This window comes from Rathayibacter rubneri (assembly GCF_023743255.1).
GTDB classification, from domain to species: Bacteria; Actinomycetota; Actinomycetes; order Actinomycetales; family Microbacteriaceae; genus Rathayibacter; species Rathayibacter rubneri.
Window position 1 is genome coordinate 15,295 of record NZ_JAMRYM010000016.1, and the last position, 20,116, is coordinate 35,410.

The following is a 20,116-nucleotide window of genomic DNA, read 5'->3' on the forward strand; positions in this document are numbered from 1 at the left end:
CCCGTCCGATACATGCAAGCGTATCGAGGATCCGGCTATTCCATGTAGCTACAACTATTTCTGGCGTGTCGCGGAGACGGACGCCGGGTTACTGATCCCGACCAGCGACACGAGCCCGCCGAGGATCAGCAGGACGGCGGTCGCGAGCGCCGCTCGCGAGAAGCCCCCGTCGTCCAGCGTGTCGCCGACCACCAGCGTCGTGGCCGCGATGGCCACCAGGCCCGCGATGCGCGACACCGCGTTGTTCACGGCGGAGCCGACTCCGCTGTGCTCGCTCCCCACGGCGCCCAGGATCGTCGAGGTCAGCGGGGCGACCGTCAGGGCGAGCCCCAGCCCGAAGAGCAGGATGCCCGGGAGCAGCTGCGTCAGGTAGTCGGCCGGCTCCCGCACGCCCACCATCAGGAGGAAGCCGCCGCCGGCGAGGATCGGCCCGAACCCCATGAACAGCCGCGGCCCGAACCGGGCCGAGAGCGAGCCCGCGTACTGCGAGACGAGCAGCAGCAGGATCGTCGGAGGCAGGGTCGCGAGCCCCGCGAGCGTCGCCGAGAAGCCCAGGCTCTGCTGCAGGAACAGCCCGAGCGCGAAGAAGCCGAACGAGAGCGCGCCGTAGACGAACGCGGTCGCGATGTTCCCGACCGTGAAGTTGCGCGAGGCGAAGAGCGAGAGCGGCAGCATCGGATGCGGTGCCCGCCGCTCCCAGACGACGAAGGCCACCAGCGCCGCCACTCCCACGACCAGCGCGGTCAGCACGAGGGGGTGCGCGACGCCCAGGCGCTCCTGCTCGATCAGCGCGAAGACCGGGCCGCCGAGTCCGACGACGCCGAGAACGGCTCCGACACCGTCGATCGGCACGCGCGTGCCCGCGTCGACGTGGCCGAGGCGGCGCAGCAGCACGATCGTGACGAGGATCGGCAGCACGTTCAGCGCGAAGACGTACCGCCACGAGCCCGCGTCCACGAGGAGCCCGCCGAGCACCGGTCCGGCGATGGTCGCGGTGCCCGTCCACGCGGTCCACGCGCCGATCGTCCGCGCCTGCGCCGCTCCGCGCACCGTCGACACGATGAGGGCGAGGGAGCTCGGCACGAGGATCGCCCCCGCGGCGCCCTGCAGCATGCGCGCGACGATGAGCACCTCCGCCGTGGGGGCGACGGCGCAGAGCAGCGAGGTGACGCCGAAGCCGACGAGGCCGATCATCATGCTGCGCGCGCGTCCGATGCGGTCGGCGAGCGACCCCGCGACGAGGATCAGCGCGCCGAGAGTGATCAGGTAGCCGTCCACCACCCACTGCTGCACCGCCAGTCCGCCGCCGAGCTCGTCGGTGATCGCGGGCAGCGCGACGTTGACGACGGTGCCGTCGAGGAAGGCGACGAAGGAGGCGAGGATCGCGACGACCAGGACCGCCCGGCGCCGCCGCTCCCCCTCGTCGGCACTCGGATCGGAGGCGCTCACGTTCGGTTCCGGCTCATCCGCTCACGGTACTCCCGGCTCCGTCGGCGCGCGCTTGTCGGACGCGTCGCCTACTCTCGTAGCCATGTCTGCGCAAGGAACCGCCCGCGGCGGCGTGCTCGCCCGCGTCCTCGGGATCGTCGGGGCGAGTGTCGCCGGGGGTCTGCTGATCACGGTCGGCGTCACCCCCGCTCTCGCCGTCACCGGCCTCGCCTCGAACAACCCGATCGGGCTGTTCGAGACCGTCCCCGAGTACCTCGAGCTCGGGCAGCTGGCCCAGAAGACCGAGATCTACGCGAAGAACGCCGACGGCACCGACGGCCTGCTCGCCTCCTTCTACGCGCAGAACCGCGAGGAGGTGACGTTCGACCAGGTGGCCCAGTCCGTCAAGGACGCCACCCTCGCGACCGAGGACCCGCGGTTCTACGAGCACGGCGGAGTGGACCTGCAGGGCACCATCCGCGCCGTGGTGAGCAACGTGATCGGCGGCGACCTGCAGGGCGGCTCCTCGATCACGCAGCAGTACGTCAAGAACGTGCTCATCCAGCAGGCCGAGGCGCTGAGCGATCCCGCCGCCTCGCAGGCCGCGTACGACGAGGCCACCGCCACCACTCCGGCGCGCAAGCTCAAGGAGATGAAGCTCGCCGTCGACCTCGAGAAGAAGTACAGCAAGGACGACATCCTGCTGGGCTACCTCAACATCGCCGGCTTCGGCGGGCAGGTCTACGGCATCCAGGCCGCGGCGGAGTACTACTTCTCGACCACCGCCTCCGCCCTGACGCTCGCGCAGGCCGCCAGCCTGATCGCCACCGTCAACAACCCCAACGGGCTCCGCATCGACCTGCCCGAGAACATCGCCGCGAACAAGGAGCGCCGCGACTACGTCCTGGGCCGCATGCTCGAGGAGGGGAAGATCTCGCAGGCCGACCGCGACGCCGCCGTCGCCGAGGAGGTCGTGCCGGCCATCACGCAGACCCCGACGGGCTGCCAGACCGCCCAGGACGCCGCCTTCTTCTGCGACTACGTCACGCGCGTCGTGCAGAACGACCCCGCCTTCGGAGCCGACGAGGCCACCCGTCTCGCGAACTTCCAGCGCGGCGGCTACAAGATCTACACGACGCTGGACCGCGACCTGCAGGCGGTCGCCACGGCCGCCACGAACCAGTGGGTGCCCAAGACCCCGATCGAGGAGGTCAACATCGGCAGCTCGACCGTCTCGATGGAGGTCGGCACGGGCCGGATCCTCGCGATGGTGCAGAACAAGGACTACGACGCGGCCGGATCGGTCAACGGAGAGAACTTCTCGGCGATCAACTTCAACACCGACACCGCGTACGGCGGATCCAACGGCTTCCAGGTCGGATCGACCTACAAGGTCTTCACCCTCGCGCAGTGGATCGCCAACGGGCACACCATCTACGAGACCGTGAACGGCCGCGAGCGCACCTTCGAGGACTTCCCGGCCTCCTGCGCACCCGACGGCGAGTGGTTCGGCGACTTCCCCGTCGGCAACGACGACGACGAGACCGGCACCTTCAGCGTGCTCCAGGGCACGATGCGCTCGATCAACACCGTCTACGTCGCCATGGCCCAGCAGCTGGACCTCTGCGCGATCCGCGACCAGGCGGCCGCGTTCGGCGTCAAGACCGCGTCCGGCGCCGAGCTGCAGTACCTCCCCTCGGCCATCCTCGGCTCGGCCGACCAGATCGCGCCGCTCTCGATGGCGACGGCGTTCGCCGGCTTCGCCAACAACGGCACCGCCTGCAGCGCGATCGCGATCGACTCCATCACCGACGCCGCCGGCAACCCGGTGCAGCCGCCCGTGTCGACCTGCAACCAGGCCCTCTCCCCCGAGCTGACCGCCGTGGCGACCGACGCGCTGCAGGACGTCGTCACCGGCGGCACCGCCGCCGCCTCCGACCCGGACGACGGCATCGAGCACATCGGCAAGACCGGCACCACCGACGACGCGGTGCACACCTGGATGGACGGCGCCTCGACCGAGGTCGCGACCGTCGTCTGGGTGGGCAACATCACCGGGGACGCGTCCATGCGCAACGTCCGGGTGCGCAACGCCGAGACGGGGACCCGGGCCTACGCCTCGAACGTCCGCCACTACATCTGGAACGCGGTGATGACCCGCGCCGACGAGAAGTACGGCGGAGAGGACTTCACCGACCCCAGCGCCGCTCTGCTGAACGGCCGCCAGGTGACGATCCCGAACGTGACCGGCCGCTCGGTCGACTCCGCGACGGACGTGCTCGAGGACCTCGGGTTCGACGTCGAGGAGGGCGGCACCGTCGACTCCGCCGCCCCCGCGGGCACCGTGGCCGGGACCGACCCCGGCGCCGGCACGGCCATCGCGCGCTACTCGAGCATCACGCTGCTGATCAGCAACGGCTCCCAGGTCCCCGCCGCGGCTCCCGAGACGCAGGCTCCTGCGCCGGCCCCGACCGAGACCGCGCCCTCGCCCGCTCCCACCGAGCCGGTCGAGCCCGCGGCGCCGACCGCGACTCCCACCGCCGCTCCGACGGCCACGCCCACCGCGGACGTGACGGAGTGAGCACGGGGTTCGACCCCGCCTTCCTGGGGGCCCCGCTGATCGCGCCGGCGCCGCAGGCGGACCGGATCGTGCGGCGACTCCCCTACACGCACTTCGAGGTGCTGCTGGATCCCCGGCGCCGGCTCGCACTGTCGACCGCGGTCAACATCGACGGGGCGTCGCTCCTGGATCTCGGGCGCGGCGACGACTGGCACCTCGACGACCGGGTGCCCGCCTCCGAGCAGACCGGACCCGAGGTGTACTCCCGCAACGACCTCGACCGCGGCCATCTCGTGCGCCGTCGCGACCCGGTGTGGGGCGAGCCGGCCGAGGCGCGCCAGGCCAACCACGACAGCTTCTGCTACACGAACGCGGCGCCGCAGGCGAGCGGCTTCAACCAGTCGAAGGAGTTGTGGCTGGGCCTGGAGGACCTCGTCCTCCAGTACGCGCAGACCTGGCGCACGCGCCTGAGCGTCTTCACCGGCCCGGTGCTGGCGGAGGGCGATCCGGTCTACCGCGGTGTCGGTGTCCCCCGCCGCTTCTGGAAGATCGCGGCGTGGAGCCCGGACGGCGGGACCCTCGCGGCCAGCGCCTACCTCCTCGACCAGTCCGACCTCGTCGAGCCGATCCGCGAGAGCGCCGCGCCCGGCCTGGGCGCCTTCCGCACCTTCCAGGTGCCGGTCGCCGAGATCGGCGAGCTGACCGGACTCGACGTCTCCTCGCTCGCCGCGGCCGACGTGCTGGGCTCCGCGGGCGTGCGCCCGGGGTCGCCCTGGCGGGAGCTCGCCGACGACGACGACGTCCGCGCGGGACTCGCCGCGCGCTGACGGCCCGCCCGGTCCAGGATGGGGTCATGTCCTCCCCCGTCCTCGTCGAGATCGACGCCTCCGGCACCCCCGTCCTCCGTGATCCCGCGGCCGGGCTCGTCGCGGTCGACGAGCCCGGCTACCTCCGCGGCGACGGCGTCTTCGAGACGCTCGCGGTGATCCGCGGCCGCGCGCACGGCCTCGCCGAGCACTTGGCCCGGCTCGAGGCCTCCGCCGCGGCCGTCGAGCTCGCCCTTCCCGCCCGAGCGGCGTGGGAGGCGGCGGTCGCCCTCGCCGTCGCCGAGCACGACGACGTCGACGATCTGTCCGTCCGGATGGTGGCGAGTCACGCGGAGCCGGCGGCCCGGTGCACCGTGCGCGCCGAGCCGACGGCCGATGCGAGCGCGATGCGACGCGACGGAGCGGCCGTCGTCGTGCTCGACCGGGGCTACGCCCGCGGGGCGCAGGAGGCGGCCCCCTGGCTCCTCGGCGGCGTCAAGTCGACCTCGGGTGCCGTCACCCGCGCGGCCCTGCGGGAGGCGCGTCGCCGGGGAGCCGACGACGTGGTCTGGCGGACGAGCGACGGGCAGCTGCTCGAAGGCGCCACGTCCAGCCTGGTCCTGCTCTCGGGCGGAGCGCTGCTGACGCCGTCCGCCGCCGGCAACGGGATCCTCGACGGCACGACGGTCGCCCGCGTGCTGGAGCTGGCCGCGCGGCGCGGTCTCGCGACCGGGCGGCGGGAGCTGGCGGTCGAGGCGCTGAGCGGCGCGGACGCGGCGTGGCTCGTCTCGAGCACGCGGCGGGCCGTGCCGGTCCGCTCGGTCGACGGCGCCCCGCTCCGCCTGGATCGCGAGCTCACCGACGCGTTCGAGCGGGGGCTGCTCGAGGGCTGACCTCAGGCCGCCTCCGCGAGCTCCCTGGCCGTGCAGGGACCGACGCCCGCCGCCTCGGCGTCGCGCAGGTCGTCCACCGTGTCCACGTCCAGGCGCAGCGTCGACGCGCGCGGCACCTCGAGCACGCGGCAGCCCGCATCACGGTGGCGGCGCAGGGAGTCGGGGCCGAAGGCGGGCGCGATGCGAGCAGCCGCCCCGACGAGGAGGGCGGTGGTGCCCGTCCCCGCCCGGTCGGCGACGACGGCCGGGAGCGCCGTCGCGAGAGCGAGAGCGCCGTCGAGATCGGCCGCGACGAGTGCGGGCAGGTCGCCCGTCAGGGCGACCACGGGAGCGCCGGGGGCGAGACGGAGCGCCGCGTCGACGCCCGCGGTCACGGCGGGGTCGAGCGCTCCCGGGTCCTCCACGAGCACGAGGTCGGGATGCCGCACGGAGGCTCGCGCGGCGGCTGCCGCGTCGGACGTGACCAGCACGAGCAGGTCGACTCCGGTCGCCGCTCCCACCGCCGCGAGCGTGTCGAGCAGGAACGCCTCGGCGAGGGCCGACCGGCCCTCGTGCTCGAGGCGGGTCTTCGACGCACCCCGGCCCTTGAAGACGACGACCGCGCTCCAGCGAACGCTCACTCCGACGCCTCGCCCCGGGCCGCGACGGCCGCCGCCCAGCCCTCCGCGTACGCCTCGTCGGCACCGAGCCGGAACATGTCCTCGGGACCGGTGCGCGTCAGGGTGCGCGCGCCCGGGGCGTCGAGGCCGGTCACGAACCTGCCGAGGCCGCGGACGACGGCGACCGGGCGCCCGCTCGACTTGCCCTTGACCAGATCGCCCAGCGCCGCGATCTCGTCGGCCACGGCCGGCATGGTGACGCCGAGGGTGCGCCCGAGCGCGTCGACGGCTCCGCGCAGGTCGTCGACGACGTGCAGCCCCGCCGCGCCGATCGCGGCGTCCGTCTGCCCGACCCGCCAGGCCCGGCCGAGGGTGTCGCTCACGACCACGCCGACCCGGGCGCCGAGGCGCTCTCGCAGACCGGCGCAGAGAGCGCGGGCGGACGCGTCGGGATCCTCGGGGAGCAGGAGCACGGTGCCCTCGGCCACGTTGCTCGCGTCGACTCCCGCGGCCGCCTGGACGATGCCGAGGCGGTTCTCGACGATGCGGGTGACACCGTGGGCGTGGGCGCGGGTCGCGACGACGCGCACGGTCTCGGCGGTGATCGCGTCCTCGCGGTCGATCGCCGCGACGACGCGCCCCTCGGCCTTCGAGACGATCTTGCTCGTGACGACGAGCACGTCCCCGTCGACGGGACGGTCCTCCTCAGCGGCCTCCTGGACGGCCGCGAGGATCAGCTCGAGCAGGTCGTCTCCGGGCGAGACCTCGGGGATCCCGTCGAGGGCCCAGGCCTGGACGCGTGTCGCACTCACCCGTCCATTCTCCCCCGCGGCGCGCCGATCGGCCGACGCGGCGGCGCTCAGGCGGTGAGGTAGGCGGCGACCGCCGGCGGCACGTAGGGCGCCACGTCGCCGCCGAGGCTGGAGACCTGGCGGACGAGCGAGGACGAGACGTGCGCGTGCGCGGGGTCGGGGAGCAGGAACACCGTCTCGACGTGCGCGAGGTTGCGGTTCACGATGGCCATCGGGGTCTCGTACGCCACGTCGACCTGCGAGCGGATGCCCTTCACCAGGATGCTCGCGCCCACGTCGACGCAGTAGTCGACCAGCAGGCCCATGCTCCAGGACGCGACGACGATCGAGCCCTCGATGCCGGCCTCCGCGATCGACTGCTCGATCAGGGCGACCCGCTGCGAGATCGGCAGCAGGGCCGTCTTCGCGGGGTTGTGCACGACCACCACGTGCAGCTCGTCGACGAGGCGCGCGGCACGCTCGATGACGTCGAGGTGACCGAGGGTGACGGGGTCGAACGAACCGGGGACGACGGCGATGCGGGCCATGCCGACAGCGTACCGGCCGGTTCCCCGCCCCCTCCGGGCGTCGGCGTCACCCGTCAGGGGCGATCAGCTCTTCGCCAGGAACTCCCGGTCGCGGTCCTGCACCCGGCGCTCGAGGGCTGCACGGAGCCGGTCGTGGGCCGCGAGCGAGGGGTCCTCCTCGAGCAGGCGCTCGGCCAGCGCGCGCGCCTCGACGATGAGGTGCGCGTCCTGCACGACCCGCAGCAGGCGCAGGGAGGAGCGTCCGCCCGACTGCGAATCGCCGAGCACGTCGCCCTCCCGGCGCAGCTCGAGGTCGACCTCCGCGAGCTCGAAGCCGTCGAGCGTCGCGGCCACGGCCCCCACCCGCTCGCGCGCGATGGTGCCCGCCTCGGCGGCCGTGACGAAGAGGCAGACCCCGGGCACCCCGCCGCGGCCGATCCGGCCCCGCAGTTGGTGCAGCTGCGAGACGCCGAAGCGCTCGGCGTCCAGGACGATCATCATCGAGGCGTTGGGGACGTCCACGCCGACCTCGATCACGGTCGTCGACACGAGCACGTCGATCTCCCCCGCCGCGAAGGAGCGCATGACGGCGTCCTTCTCCTCCGTCGTCATGCGGCCGTGCAGCGCGGCCGAGCGGCGGTGCTTCAGCAGCGCGTGCGAGCGGACGCCCTCGAGGGTCTGGGCCACGGTCGAGAGCGGCGTGGCCGCCTCCTCGGGCGCGGTCGCCGCCGCCCCCTCCGCCGCCTCGCCGGGCTCGATGGCCGGGCAGACGAGGTAGATCTGGTGGCCCTTGCGGATCTCCTCCTCCGCCCGCTCCCACGCCCTCGCGATCAGGCCGGGGGTGTCGGTGAGGGACACCACGTGGCTCGTGATGCCGGGACGACCGGCGGGCAGCTCGCGGATCGTGGACGTGTCGAGGTCGCCGAACACCGTCATGGCGACCGTGCGCGGGATCGGCGTCGCGGTGAGCACGAGCACATGCGGCGGCACGGCGCCCTTGCGCCGGAGTGCGTCGCGCTGGTCGACCCCGAACCGGTGCTGCTCATCGATGACGACGAGGGCCAGGTCGTAGAAGGTCACCTTGTCGCCCAGCAGCGCGTGCGTGCCGACGACGATCTTGGCCGTGCCCGACACGATGCGCAGCAGCGCCGCGCGCCGCTCGGCCGCTCCCAGACCGCCCGTGAGGAGCGTCGGGACGAGGGCCGTCGACAGCTCCGGGCCGAGCGTCCTCACGATGGAGCGCAGATGTTGGCCCGCGAGCACCTCGGTCGGCGCGAGCAGAGCGGCCTGGCCGCCGCTCTCGGCCGCGGCCAGCATCGCGCGCAGCGCGACGAGCGTCTTGCCCGACCCCACCTCGCCCTGCACCAGTCGCGACATCGGGCTCTCCCGCGCCAGGTCGTCCGCGATCTCGGCGCCGACGGAGCGCTGATCGCTCGTCAGATCGAAGGGGAGAGCGGCGTCGAAGCGCTCGAGCCAGCCACCGGGCGCAGGCACCCGGGGTGTCGCAGGAGTCGCCCGCGCGGCGGCGCGGCGCTCGAGCAGCGCGAGCTGGAGGAGGAACGCCTCGTGGAAGCGCAGCGTCTCGCGCGCCTGCGACTCCTCGCCCTCGCGCGCCGGCCGGTGGATCAGCTCGAGGGCCCGGCCCAGCGGCATCAGCGAGCGGCCCGCGCGGACCGGCTCCGGCATCGGATCGGGGACGTCCCGCAGGCCGTCGAGGATCACGCCGATGGCCGCCTGCAGCTGCCAGCTCGAGATCGCGCTCGTGGCGGGGTAGATCGGGATCGGGCGCTCCGCCCAGTCCTTCGCGAGCGCGGAGCCCTTGTCGGCCTCGGCCGTCGCGGCCTCCTCGTCCTCGAAGAGCCGGTAGTCGGGGTGCGTGAGCTGCACGGTCTCGCGGAACATCGACACGCTCCCGGCGAAGATCCCCCGCACGCCCCGCCGCAGCTTCGCCGCCCGCCACGGCTGCCCGAAGAAGGTCAGGGACAGCGTGCCGGTGCCGTCCGAGATGATCACCTCGAGCAGCGAGCCGCGGCGGTTGCGCATCGGCCGCTCCCGGACCTCGCGCACCTCCGCCACGATCGTCACGCTCTCGCCGACCGGGAGCCGGGAGAGCTCCGTCAGCTCACCGCGCTGGGCGTACCGCCGGGGGTAGTGGCCCAGCAGCTCGCCGACCGTGCGGTAGCCGAAGGCCTTCTCGACGGCCGCGGCGGTGCGCGGGCCGACGACCGGCGCGAGCGAGGCGTCGAGGGGGTCCGGGATCACCTAGCGATCATAGGTCGACCCTCGGACGTCCGACGCGGGAGAACGCGCCGAGCGCCGAGCGCGGGAGCACCGCGGCGAAGGCGCGGCGGGGAGTTCCCGCGGCGGCGCGCAGCGCCCGCACCACCCGGGCGCCCGCGATCCAGCCGGAGGCCTCGACTGCGGGTACCGGGGCGTACCGGGCGCGCTCGACGGTGTCGCGGAGTCCGCCCAGCGCCCGGCGGGCGTCCGAGTCGTCGCCGAGCGAGTCCCCGATCAGCGCCTCCTGCGCACGGGGCGAGTCGGTCTCCTCCACCGGCACGCCGAGATCCCGCGCACTCGCGAGCACCTCCGCCCAGGCCGCCTCGGCGGAGCCCGCCTCCGCAGCGCGTCGCCGCAGCGAGCGCTGCACCACGCGCAGCAGCCAGGGCACGAGCAGCAGGAGCAGGAGGAGGACCCAGGCGGTGACCGCCGGAGCCGAGGGGCCGACGACCGTTCCGGCGGCTCCCGGAGTCGCCGTGGCCGTCGACGCGGTGGGAGTCGGGGTCGCCTCCTCCTCGCTCTCCTCCTCCGGCGCCGCGCTCGACGAGGCGCCGGGGGTCGAGCCGGTGGACGACGTCGCGCTCGGCAGGGTGTACGAGGCGGGGGCGCCGCGGCTGGGCGTGGGCTCGAAGGGCAGCCAGCCGACGCCCTCGAAGTAGAGCTCCGGCCACGCGTGCAGGTCGGAGGAGAGCAGCCGGTAGCTCGTCAGGTCGCTGTCGGCCGACGGCACCACGGATCCCGGCTGGTAGCCGATCGCGAGCCGCGACGGGATCCCGAGCTCGCGGGCCATGACGGCCATCGCGGAGGCGAAGTGGACGCAGTAGCCCTCGCGCACCTCGAGGAACGACTCGAGGACACCGACGCCGTCGCCGTCGTAGCCCTCCTCGGCGGGAGTGTCCTCCGAGTAGGTGAAGGCGGAGGAGCGGAAGAAGGACTGCAGCTCCCGCGCCTGGTCGTAGGCGCTCCCGGCCCCCGCGGTCACCTCGGCCGCCGTCGCGGCGACCACCGCCGGGACGTCGTCGGGCAGCTCTAGGTAGCGCTCGAGACCCTGACCCGCGGCGGGCGCGGCGAGGAGCTGCTGGGGGTCCGGATCGAGACGGAGGGCCTCGACGGCGTACTCGTCGCCCGCGCGGGTCGTCGCGTCGCCGCGGATGGACCCGTCCTGCACGTCCTGCAGCCAGCCGTCGCCGATGCCCTCGAGCGCTGCCACCGGATACGGGACAGGGAGCCACTCGCTGCGCAGCGTCTCGACCGAGACCTCGACCTCCTCCGTCTCGCGCGGCACGCTCTCGGCGAGTCCCTCCGGTGCGATCGGGGCCTCGATCGGCGCGGTCTCCTCCGTGCCGCTCGGCGCCCAGTTCTCGCCCTGGAAGTCCGAGACCGTGAGCACCCGGAGGTACACCGGCAGATCGGAGTCGGTCGCGTAGCGGAGCACCGTGACCGGGTTGGGCCGCCGCAGGTCGTCCCCGAGGGCCACCACGGGATCGATCGAGCCGTTGAACAGCGTGCCCGAGACCCCGGAGGAGGAGGGAGCGCGGACGTACCCGGTCGCCGAGCCCGCGAGTACTCCGGCCGCGACGACGACCGTGCCGACCACGGCCACCGACGGGAGGGCCGCGGCGAGCGAGAGCCGCCGTGCGGGCGCTCGTCGCTCCGGGCGCGATCCCGCGACGAGGACCCCCGCGTAGGCGAGCGCGGTGAGCACGAGGCTCGGCCACGACACTCCGCTCGGGTCGATGATCGCGGGGACCGCGACCAGCGCGAGCAGGAACAGCCCCGAGAGCGCGGGCAGCCGCACCGAGAACGCGAAGAGGTCGGCCGCCCAGGCGAGGACGACGACCCCGCCCACGAGCAGGAACGCGATGCCGCTGTCGGCCACCGCCGGCAGCCCCTGCTGCGCGATCGAGGTGAAGCCCGCCTGCGCGAGGTCCTGCGCCTCGGCGATCGCCGCGGGCGTGGGGAGGAGGAAGAGGAGCGCGCGGGCGGGGACGAACATCGCCGTGAGCACCACGGCCGCCGTCAGCGTCCCGAGCACCGGCGGGACGACGGGATGCGCGCGGAGCGCCCGTGCTCCGGCCGGCACGGCGAGCACGACGGCGACCGCGAGGGCGAGCTGGACGAGCCAGCCCACGCCCTCCAGGAGCCGTCCCACCCCGGAGGCGGCCGCGACCAGCGAGGCCCAGAGCAGGAGCGAGAGCAGCGCCGAGCCGGCCCGCGGATCGCTCTCGGTTCGGCGGCTCATGCGATCGCCCGCAGAGCGAGCGCCCGGGACCAGGCCTCCTCGACGCTCGTGCCCGCGGTGGTCGCCACGGGGTACCAGCCGAGCGACGCCAGTGCGCCCGCCTCCTGCTCCGTGCCCTCGACGAGGAAGGCGACGGCGGGGCGGGCGTGCGAGGCGAGCGAGGCGAGGGCGTCGAGGTCCTCCTCCTGCAGCCGCGTCAGCACGGCGAACACGGGGCGCGCGCCACCGGCCTCGCGCATCTCGGCCGTGATGCGGGGGACGGCGTCGCCGGAGTCGGACGCCGGTGCCAGCTCGGCGAGCCTCAGGAGCACGTCGTGCGCGACCTCGCGCTCGTCCTCGGAGTGCTCGATGCCGGGACCGGCGCCGGTCTCGACGAGGTGGGTCTCGAATCCGCGGTCGAGGAGGTGCACGGCGATCGAGGCGGTCATCGAGACCGCCCACTCGAGCCGGTCGTCCCCGCCACGCGAGCCCGCCCGTCCGGAGGCCCCGAGGACCCGGCTCGCCCGCGACTCCAGCAGGATCCACGCGTGCGGATCGGTGTTCTGCTCGTCCTGGCGCACCATCAGCTCGCCCGAGCGCGCGCTCGCACGCCAGTGGACCCGGCGCATCGCGTCCCCCGGGCGGTAGTCGCGCGGGATCACGTCGTCGGTGCCGGAGCCCGCCGTCGCGTGGGCCACGGGACTGGATCCGCCCGCGCCGAACGCGTCGAGCACGTCGCTCTCGAGCGGCACGGCGCGCGGAGTGACGACGAACGGCTGCGCGGAGCCGACGACGCTCTCGCGCAGCGCCATCCCGAGCGCCTCGCTCCGCACGATCCGGAGCGGGCCGAGCCGGTGGATGCCGCGTCGCCCGGCGGGCAGGCGGTAGCGGGCCCGAACCCGGCTCGTCCGCTGACCCGCGCCGGCGATCGGAGGAAGGCCGAAGCCTCCCCGCGCGGCGGCGCTGTCCGATGCGGCGCCGTGCTCGAGGCGGGTCAGCCTGTCCTCGGCGCGGGCGGCCGACCGCAGCGGCGCGCCCCGGTTCTCCAGCACGACGTTTACGTCGACGACGTCGCCGACCGCCACGACCCGCGGGGCGAAGCGGCGCTGGACCTGCAGCACGGGGGTCGTCACGGCCAGGGAGAGGACGGCCCCGAACGGCAGTCCGAGCAGCACGAGGCCGAGGAAGAGGAGCTCGCGGAACTCGACCAGCGGAGCCGCGACGATCGCCGCGGTGCCCAGCACCGTGAAGGTCCACCCGCGCAGGGTCAGCGCGACGCCGCCGAGCGCGGGGAGAGATCCGATCCGCGAGGAGGGGCCGTCCTGGCCGCGCCGCTCAGTCGCCACGGCCGCTGAAGGGCACCGGTGTCGACGCCAGGATCCGCTGGACGATCTCGGTGACCGAGTGGGAGGCGCTCGTCCCGGAGCGACCCGGCAGGCGGGTCGCCGGCAGCAGCCGGTGCCCGAGGACGGGGACCGCGAGGGCGTCGATGTCGTCCGGCACCACGAAGTCGCGGTCGCTGATGGCGGCCAGCGCCTTCGCGGCGGCAATGAGCTGGAGAGTGGCGCGCGGGCTCCCACCGAGCCGCAGCTCGGGGTCGATGCGGGTGGCCTGCATGATCGCGACCACGTACTCCTGCACGGGCGGCGCGACGTAGACCGTCTGGACGTAGTCGATCATCCGCTCCAGCTCGTCGCGGGTGATCACCGGGCGGAGGGCGTCGAGCGGGCTCGCGGCGTCGCGCGTGCGGATCATCTCGAGCTCCGCCCGCTCGTCCGGGTAGCCGAGCGACAGCCGCGCCATGAAGCGGTCGCGCTGCGCCTCCGGGAGGCTGTAGGTGCCCTCCATCTCGACCGGGTTCTGCGTCGCGACGACGGCGAACGGGCGCGGGAGCAGGTGGGTGATGCCGTCGACCGAGACCTGGCGCTCCTCCATGCACTCCAGCAGGGCGGACTGCGTCTTGGGCGACGCGCGGTTGATCTCGTCGCCGATGAGGATGTTCGCGAAGACCGGTCCGGGCTTGAACTCGAAGTCCCGGGTCGCCTGGTTGTAGACCGAGACGCCGGTGACGTCCGACGGGAGCAGGTCGGGAGTGAACTGGATGCGCGCCACGCTGCCCCCGACGGAGGCGGCCAGCGACTTGGCGAGGACCGTCTTGCCGGTGCCCGGAACGTCCTCCATCAGCAGATGGCCGCCGGCGAGGAAGACGGTCAGCGCCATCGAGACCTCGGCGTCCTTGCCGTCGATGACGCTGGTGAGATTGCGCAGGATCGCGCGGCAGTGGGCGGTGAACTCCTCTCGCGACATCGGCGCCGCCGCCGCGCTCGGACCGGCAGGAGCGCCGACAGCGGCGAGGGTGTCATCGAGGGACGTCATGATCCTCGATTCTCTCAGTCTCGAACGGGTGACGGGCGGTCGGTCCGAGCGGTCTCCCAGCCAGGAGCCGCCGCCTATGCTCGGGACGGTGACCAGGATCATCTCCGGATTCGCCGGATCGCTCACTCTGAAGGTCCCGCGCGCGGGCACCCGTCCTACCAGCGACCGCGTCCGCGAGGCCGTCTTCTCGGCGCTCGAGGCCCGCGATGCGCTCGACGGAGCGACCGTCCTCGACCTCTACGCCGGTTCCGGCGCCCTCGGTCTCGAGGCGGCCAGCCGCGGCGCCTCCTACGTCGTGCTGGTCGAGCGGGACGCGTCGTCCGCCCGCGTCATCGACGGCAACGCCCGCGCCCTGACGGCCGCGGCGACCGCCAATCGGCTGTCGAAGCCGCGGATCGAGGTGGTGACCTCGTCGGTCCGCTCGTTCCTCGACCGCTCGGCCGGACTCCTCGTCGACACGGTGCTCATCGACCCGCCCTACGACCTGAGCGAGGACGATCTGGCCGCCGATCTGGGAGCAGTGCTGCCGCTCCTGCGCGAGGACGCCGTCGTGGTCGTCGAGCGCAGCACCCGCAGTCCGGAGCCGGCCTGGCCGGTCGGGCTCGAGCGCGAGCGCCGGAAGGACTACGGCGACACGGCCGTCTGGTACGCCTCTCGGCCCGTCGCCGACTGAGCGCTCAGCCCGACGCGCCGTCCCAGCCCGCGTAGGGGTCCCAGCCTCCCCGGTCCTCCAGCGGCACCCCGCCCAGCCGCACCTCGGGTGCGCCCTCCCGCACCCGACCGAGCGGAGTGAAGCCGGTCGGCAGCACCACGTCCGGCGGGAAGCACGCGAGCATCGCGTGGTCCTCTCCCCCGCCCAGGACGAGTGCCCGGGCCAGCGCCGCGTCGACGCCGTCGACCACGAGGAGTCCGGCGGCGTGCGCGTCGACGGCCGACGGCTCCAGGTCGAGGACCGCTCCGCTCGCCCGCGCCATCCGCCGGGCGTCGAGCACCACGCCGTCCGAGACGTCCATCATCGCGGTGGCCGATCCTCCTGCCGCGATCCCGGCCGCGATGGGGGACGTCGGCCGCAACTGGGCGTCGAGCAGCAGCGGGAAGCGCTCCCGGAGGAGGCGGGCGAGTCCGACCGACGGCGCCCCGTCCTCCTGCGCGCGCTCGAAGAGCAGCCGCAGCGCGAGTCCTGCCTCGCCGAGCACTCCGGCGACCGCGAGGACGTCGCCGGGGCGCGCTCCGCTGCGCAGCACCGGCGCCCGCCCGTCGAGCGACCCGAAGGCGGTGATCGCGAGCGTCAGCGTCGCGGAGGCGGAGAGGTCGCCCCCGACCACAGCGCAGCCTGGCGCCATCGCCGCGCAGCCGGCGGCGAGGCCGTCGGCGATGCCCTCCAGCACGTCGACGCCGAGGTCCTGCGGGGCCGCGATCGCGACCACGAGCGCCGTCGGCCGCGCGCCCATGGCCGCGACGTCCGAGAGGTTCGAGGCCGCCGCCTTCCAGCCCAGATCGAACGGCGTCGACCAGGCCAGCCGGAAGTCAGGACCGTGAATCATCATGTCGGTCGTCACCACGAAGCGGCCGTCCGGTGCGCGGAGCACCGCGCAGTCGTCGCCCGGGCCGACCAGGGTCTCGGAGCCGCCGTCCGGCGCCGCCGCCGCCAGCCGCGAGAGGACCCTCGCGAGGACCTCCCCCTCGCTGAGTGCAGCCAGGGTGGGGCTCTGATCCGGTGCCATGGTTCACACGCTAGCCTGGCTCGCGATGTCCCCCCGCCGCCTCGCCAGCCCCCTCGCAGCCCTCGCCACCGTGCTCCTGCTCGCCGGCTGCTCCGCCCCGGTCGCGCTCGAGCCCGCAGACGACGCGACGAGCGCCGACTGCGCCGAGGTCTCGGTGCGGCTGCCCGACGTGGTCGCCGACCAGCCTGAGCGCGAGACGAACGCGCAGGGCACGGGCGCCTGGGGCACCCCCGCCGCGGTCATCCTCCACTGCGGAGTCCCGGTGCCCGGGCCGACGACGGATCTCTGCGTCTCGGTCAGCGGAGTGGACTGGATCATCGACGAGAGCCGCGCGGACGAGGACGTCTACACGCTGACCACCTACGGTCGCGATCCGGCCGTCGAGATCACCGTCGACCAGGACCGCGCCTCCGGCACCTCGGCCGTGGTCGATCTCGCCGACGCCGTCTCCTACCTGCCGAAGGTCGGCGAGTGCACGAACGTCTCCGAGACCGACACGCTCGATCCCAGCGGCACGCCGACCGGCTGAGCGCCGACCGGCTCGACTCCACCCGCTGGGCTCCGTCGTCCGGGGCTCCGACCGGCAGAGCTCGGAGGGCTGGGCTCCGGTACGCAGGGCTCAGAGGCCGAGTGCGGTCCGCACCGTCCGCAGCGCCTCGTCCGGGGCCACTCCGAGCGCCCGGATGCGCGCCGCGAACGCGACCGCAGCGAGCTGCGCCTCGTGCTCGGCGCCCTCGATCCCTCCGGCGACGACCGTGCCCGCGCGTCCGCGCGTCTCGACCACCCCCGCCGCCTCGAGCTCCTTGTACGCGCGCGCGACCGTGCCGGGAGCGGTGCCGAGCGCCTCGGCGAGGGCGCGCACGGGAGGCAGGCGCGTGCCGACCAGCAGCTCCCCCGCCGCGATGCGCTCCGCGATGCCGTCGCGGATCTGCTCGAAGGGCGCCTGGGCGCCCGGCTCGATCCGCAGCCCGAGGGCCGCGTCGCTCACGCGACCGCGACCGGACGGCGCTCGAGCGCGAGCTCGATCAGCTCGCTGATGAGGTCGGGGTAGTCGACACCGCTCGCGCCCCACATCCGCGGGAACATCGAGATCGGGGTGAAGCCCGGCATCGTGTTGATCTCGTTGACGACGAACCCGTCGGCGGTGAGGAAGAAGTCGACCCGCGCGAGACCCTCCGCGCCGATGGCGTCGAAGCCGCGCACCGCCAGCTCGCGCATCTCGGCGAGCTCGGCGTCGGTGAGGTCCGCCGGGCAGACGAGCTCGATGCCCGCGGCACCCAGGTACTTCGCCTCGAAGTCGTAGAAGCCGCGCCCCGAGACCACGATCTCGCCCGCGACGGAGGAGCGCGCCGGCTCGCCGCGCCGGCCGCCGAGCACGCCGATCTCGACCTCGCGGCCGACGATCGCGGACTCGACCAGCACCCGGTCGTCGTGCGAGAAGGCCTCGTCGAGCGCCGCGGCGAGCTCCGAGCGCGCCTCGACCTTGCTCACGCCCACACTCGAGCCCGCTCGCGCGGGCTTCACGAACGCCGGGAGGCCCAGCTCGTCCAGCGCCGCCTCCGCGTCGCCGGGGGCGCTGCGCCACTCGGACTCGGACACCGTGTACCAGGGCGCGACAGCGATGCCCGCCGCCCGGAGCACCGTCTTGGTGAAGTGCTTGTCCATGCCGAGGGCGGAGGCGAGCACGCCCGAGCCCACGTAGGGCAGGCCCACGAGCTCGAGGAGCCCCTGCACCGTGCCGTCCTCGCCCCACGGTCCGTGCAGGATCGGGAACACCACGTCGACGTCGCCGAGCGACTCGACCGTGCCGTCGGCCCGGGTCACGGTCAGCTCGCGCGAGAGCGCCGACTCCGGCCAGTGCACGCGGCTCCCGTCGTCCTGCACGTGAGGCAGGGCGGCGGCGTCGAGCGCGAACTTCCCGGGGCGGTCCTCCTCGAGCACGAACGCGCCGTCGGTGGTGATCCCGACCGGGATCACCTCGAAGCGGTCACGGTCGATCGCCGTCAGCACCCCTGCCGCCGTGGCGCAGCTGATCGAGTGCTCGCTGGAGCGCCCCCCGAACAGAACGGCTACGCGGAGCTTGCTGGTCATCGAGGTTCCTCTCACCCTGTGGCTCGTCCGAATCCGTGGTCAGGTGCGGCGCGATGTCCTTCGGGTCGAGAGTACCGGCGAGCACCTGCGACACCTGCTGGACGATGGGCATGTCGACTCCTCGGGCGCGTGCCAGCTCGAGGACGGGGGCGACGGAGGCGAGTCCCTCCGCCGTCTGCTGCATCGACTTGACGACGTCGGTGAAGCTGTAGCCCTGGCCGAGCAGGCGCCCGGCCGTGTTGTTGCGCGAGAGCGACGAGCTCGAGGTGGCGATCAGATCGCCCAGACCCGCGAGCCCGGACATCGTCTCGGGGCGGCCGCCGTACGCGACCGCGAAGTCGGTCATCTCGGCGAGACCGCGCGTGATGATCGACGCCTTCGTGTTCTCGCCGTAGCCCACGCCGTCGACGATGCCGATCGCGACCGCGATCAGGTTCTTCAGCACTCCGCCGAACTCCGTGCCGATCACATCGGTGTTGACGTAGGAGCGGAAGTAGCGGTTGGTGGCCGCGAGGGCCACCTCCTGCGCGGTGACGAGGCTCTCGGAGGCGATGACGGCCGCCGTGGGCTGCTCCTTCGCGATCTCGAGAGCGAGGTTGGGGCCGGAGGCGACCGCGATGCGGCTCGGATCGATCGGCAGCATCTGCGCGATCACCTCGCTCATCCGCTGCCCGGTGCCCTTCTCCACGCCCTTCATCAGGCTGACCAGGATCGTGCGCTCGGTCAGGTGCGGCGTGATCGCCTCGAGGTTCCCGCGGAGCGACTGGGACGGGATCGAGAGGTACACGTGGTCCGCCCCCTCCAGCGCCTCCTCGATGCGCGGGGTGGCGCGGATGTTGCGGGGCAGATTGATGCCGGGGAGGTAGTCGCTGTTGCGCTTGGCCTCGGTGATCTCGCGCGCCAGCTCGCTCCGGCGAGCCCACATCACGACGTCGGAGCCGCCGTCGGCGAGGATCTTCGCGAAGGTGGTCCCCCAGCTGCCGGCTCCCAGGACCGCGACACGACGGGCCACCGGGATCGGTGCGGATCTCCTACTGCTGGGCGTCAAAGCGTCCCGTCCCCTTCTGGTTGTGCTCGGACGGGTTCCAGCGGGTCGCCGGCGCGGTCTCGCCGCGCAGCTCCTCGAGCAGCGCCGTGATCGCGGCCATGACGACCGCCGAGGCCTCGTTGAGCGTCGCGGAGTCGAGGCTGCGCCCGCGGAACGCGGACAGGTCGACCGGATCGCCGATCAGCACGTCGACGCGCTTGCGGCGGAAGAGGGTGATCTTCTTGGAGTAGCGCCCCATGAGCTGCTGGGTGCCCCAGTGCGCCGCCGGGATCACGGGGAGGTCGTACTGCAGGGCCATCCGCACGGCGCCGGTCTTGCCCCGCATGGGCCAGAGCTCCGGATCGCGGGTCAGGGTGCCCTCCGGGTAGATGATGACCGAGCGCTGCTCGTCGACGAGCGCCTTCGCGGCCTTGAGCGGCTCGCTGCCGCGCACCGAGCCCGCGCGCTCGACCGGGATCTGACCCGAGGCGCGCAGGATCGCTCCGACGACCGGGACCGTGAAGAGCGACGCCTTGGCGAGGAACCGCGGGGCGCGACCGCCCTTCCAGAGGGTCCAGCCCGTGATGATCGGGTCGATCTCGCTGTAGTGGTTCGGCGCGAAGACGAACGCGCCGGTCGAGGGGATCTTGTGAGCGTCGCGGATCCGCAGATCGACCGAGGCGGTCATCACGGGGATCACCGCGGCCGCGAGGAACCAGAAGATGGACGGACGACTGCGTTCAGACACCCGCCCATCCTCTCATCGAGCTCCGCCGGGGGCGTCCGGCCACGC

General features: G+C 73.6%; 18 protein-coding genes. 5 read left to right on the plus strand and 13 right to left on the minus strand.

From position 1 onward, the window contains the following. Positions 1-54 precede the first annotated feature (54 nt). A complete protein-coding gene (locus NB037_RS06130; protein WP_251944410.1) occupies positions 55-1,449 on the minus strand; it encodes an MFS transporter in 1,395 nt (464 codons plus the stop codon). 82 nt (positions 1,450-1,531) lie between these two features. Here NB037_RS06130 and NB037_RS06135 point away from each other — a divergent pair, with 82 nt between their 5' ends. Genes NB037_RS06135 through NB037_RS06145 form a run of 3 tightly spaced genes read left to right on the plus strand, consistent with a single transcriptional unit; the run spans position 1,532 to position 5,687 of the window. Then, complete coding sequence (locus tag NB037_RS06135) at positions 1,532-4,009, plus strand: transglycosylase domain-containing protein (protein ID WP_251944411.1); 2,478 nt, start codon at positions 1,532-1,534, stop codon at positions 4,007-4,009. Beyond that, on the plus strand, positions 4,006-4,815 hold the full coding sequence (locus tag NB037_RS06140) for a DNA/RNA non-specific endonuclease (RefSeq protein ID WP_251944412.1): 810 nt from the start codon (positions 4,006-4,008) through the stop codon (positions 4,813-4,815). Before NB037_RS06135 ends, NB037_RS06140 begins: the two co-directional genes overlap by 4 nt. 26 nt (positions 4,816-4,841) lie before the next feature. After that, positions 4,842-5,687, plus strand: a complete 846-nt coding sequence (locus tag NB037_RS06145) for an aminotransferase class IV (protein WP_251944413.1) — start codon at positions 4,842-4,844, stop codon at positions 5,685-5,687. Between the two features lie 2 nt (positions 5,688-5,689). On the opposite strand, the gene cofC is transcribed toward NB037_RS06145, so the two are convergent. From cofC to NB037_RS06180, 7 genes are all read right to left on the minus strand, one after another. Further along, positions 5,690-6,307 (minus strand): 2-phospho-L-lactate guanylyltransferase, encoded by a 618-nt coding sequence (cofC, locus tag NB037_RS06150; protein WP_251944414.1) that lies wholly within the window; start codon positions 6,305-6,307, stop codon positions 5,690-5,692. Then, positions 6,304-7,098, minus strand: coding sequence for a coenzyme F420-0:L-glutamate ligase (locus NB037_RS06155; RefSeq protein ID WP_251944415.1), 795 nt, complete (start codon positions 7,096-7,098; stop codon positions 6,304-6,306). The genes cofC and NB037_RS06155 overlap by 4 nt, the downstream gene beginning before the upstream one ends. Positions 7,099-7,145: 47 nt before the next feature. Continuing rightward, entirely contained in the window at positions 7,146-7,625 is a 480-nt protein-coding gene (gene coaD, locus NB037_RS06160) for a pantetheine-phosphate adenylyltransferase (protein ID WP_251944416.1), read from the minus strand. A 63-nt stretch (positions 7,626-7,688) separates the two neighbouring features. Beyond that, positions 7,689-9,866, minus strand: coding sequence for an ATP-dependent DNA helicase RecG (locus tag NB037_RS06165; protein ID WP_372490709.1), 2,178 nt, complete (start codon positions 9,864-9,866; stop codon positions 7,689-7,691). Between the two features lie 7 nt (positions 9,867-9,873). Next, a complete protein-coding gene (locus tag NB037_RS06170; RefSeq protein ID WP_251944417.1) occupies positions 9,874-12,126 on the minus strand; it encodes a transglutaminase TgpA family protein in 2,253 nt (750 codons plus the stop codon). Then, positions 12,123-13,451, minus strand: coding sequence for a DUF58 domain-containing protein (locus NB037_RS19835; RefSeq protein ID WP_251944418.1), 1,329 nt, complete (start codon positions 13,449-13,451; stop codon positions 12,123-12,125). Before NB037_RS19835 ends, NB037_RS06170 begins: the two co-directional genes overlap by 4 nt. Next, entirely contained in the window at positions 13,441-14,412 is a 972-nt protein-coding gene (locus NB037_RS06180) for an AAA family ATPase (protein WP_251944441.1), read from the minus strand. Before NB037_RS06180 ends, NB037_RS19835 begins: the two co-directional genes overlap by 11 nt. 157 nt (positions 14,413-14,569) lie before the next feature. Between NB037_RS06180 and rsmD the strand changes: the two genes are divergently transcribed. Then, positions 14,570-15,154, plus strand: coding sequence for a 16S rRNA (guanine(966)-N(2))-methyltransferase RsmD (gene rsmD / locus NB037_RS06185; protein ID WP_251944419.1), 585 nt, complete (start codon positions 14,570-14,572; stop codon positions 15,152-15,154). A gap of 4 nt (positions 15,155-15,158) precedes the next feature. Here rsmD and thiL read toward each other — a convergent pair whose 3' ends face one another. Next, positions 15,159-16,205, minus strand: a complete 1,047-nt coding sequence (thiL, locus tag NB037_RS06190; protein WP_251944420.1) for a thiamine-phosphate kinase — start codon at positions 16,203-16,205, stop codon at positions 15,159-15,161. A 25-nt stretch (positions 16,206-16,230) separates the two neighbouring features. Between thiL and NB037_RS06195 the strand changes: the two genes are divergently transcribed. Then, positions 16,231-16,734 carry a DUF3515 domain-containing protein gene (locus NB037_RS06195; protein WP_251944421.1) on the plus strand — a complete coding sequence of 168 codons (504 nt, stop codon included), beginning with the start codon at positions 16,231-16,233 and terminating at the stop codon, positions 16,732-16,734. A gap of 90 nt (positions 16,735-16,824) precedes the next feature. Here NB037_RS06195 and NB037_RS06200 read toward each other — a convergent pair whose 3' ends face one another. From NB037_RS06200 to NB037_RS06215, 4 genes are read right to left on the minus strand one after another with little or no spacing between them, the layout of a single operon-like run. Then, positions 16,825-17,193, minus strand: a complete 369-nt coding sequence (locus NB037_RS06200) for a GntR family transcriptional regulator (RefSeq protein ID WP_251944422.1) — start codon at positions 17,191-17,193, stop codon at positions 16,825-16,827. Beyond that, positions 17,190-18,296 carry a D-alanine--D-alanine ligase family protein gene (locus NB037_RS06205; protein WP_251944423.1) on the minus strand — a complete coding sequence of 369 codons (1,107 nt, stop codon included), beginning with the start codon at positions 18,294-18,296 and terminating at the stop codon, positions 17,190-17,192. Before NB037_RS06205 ends, NB037_RS06200 begins: the two co-directional genes overlap by 4 nt. Then, positions 18,193-19,344: an NAD(P)H-dependent glycerol-3-phosphate dehydrogenase gene (locus NB037_RS06210; protein ID WP_251944424.1), complete on the minus strand. Its 1,152-nt coding sequence runs from the start codon at positions 19,342-19,344 to the stop codon at positions 18,193-18,195. The genes NB037_RS06205 and NB037_RS06210 overlap by 104 nt, the downstream gene beginning before the upstream one ends. Then, positions 19,328-20,011, minus strand: coding sequence for a lysophospholipid acyltransferase family protein (locus NB037_RS06215; protein ID WP_279308652.1), 684 nt, complete (start codon positions 20,009-20,011; stop codon positions 19,328-19,330). The genes NB037_RS06210 and NB037_RS06215 overlap by 17 nt, the downstream gene beginning before the upstream one ends. Positions 20,012-20,116 lie beyond the last annotated feature (105 nt).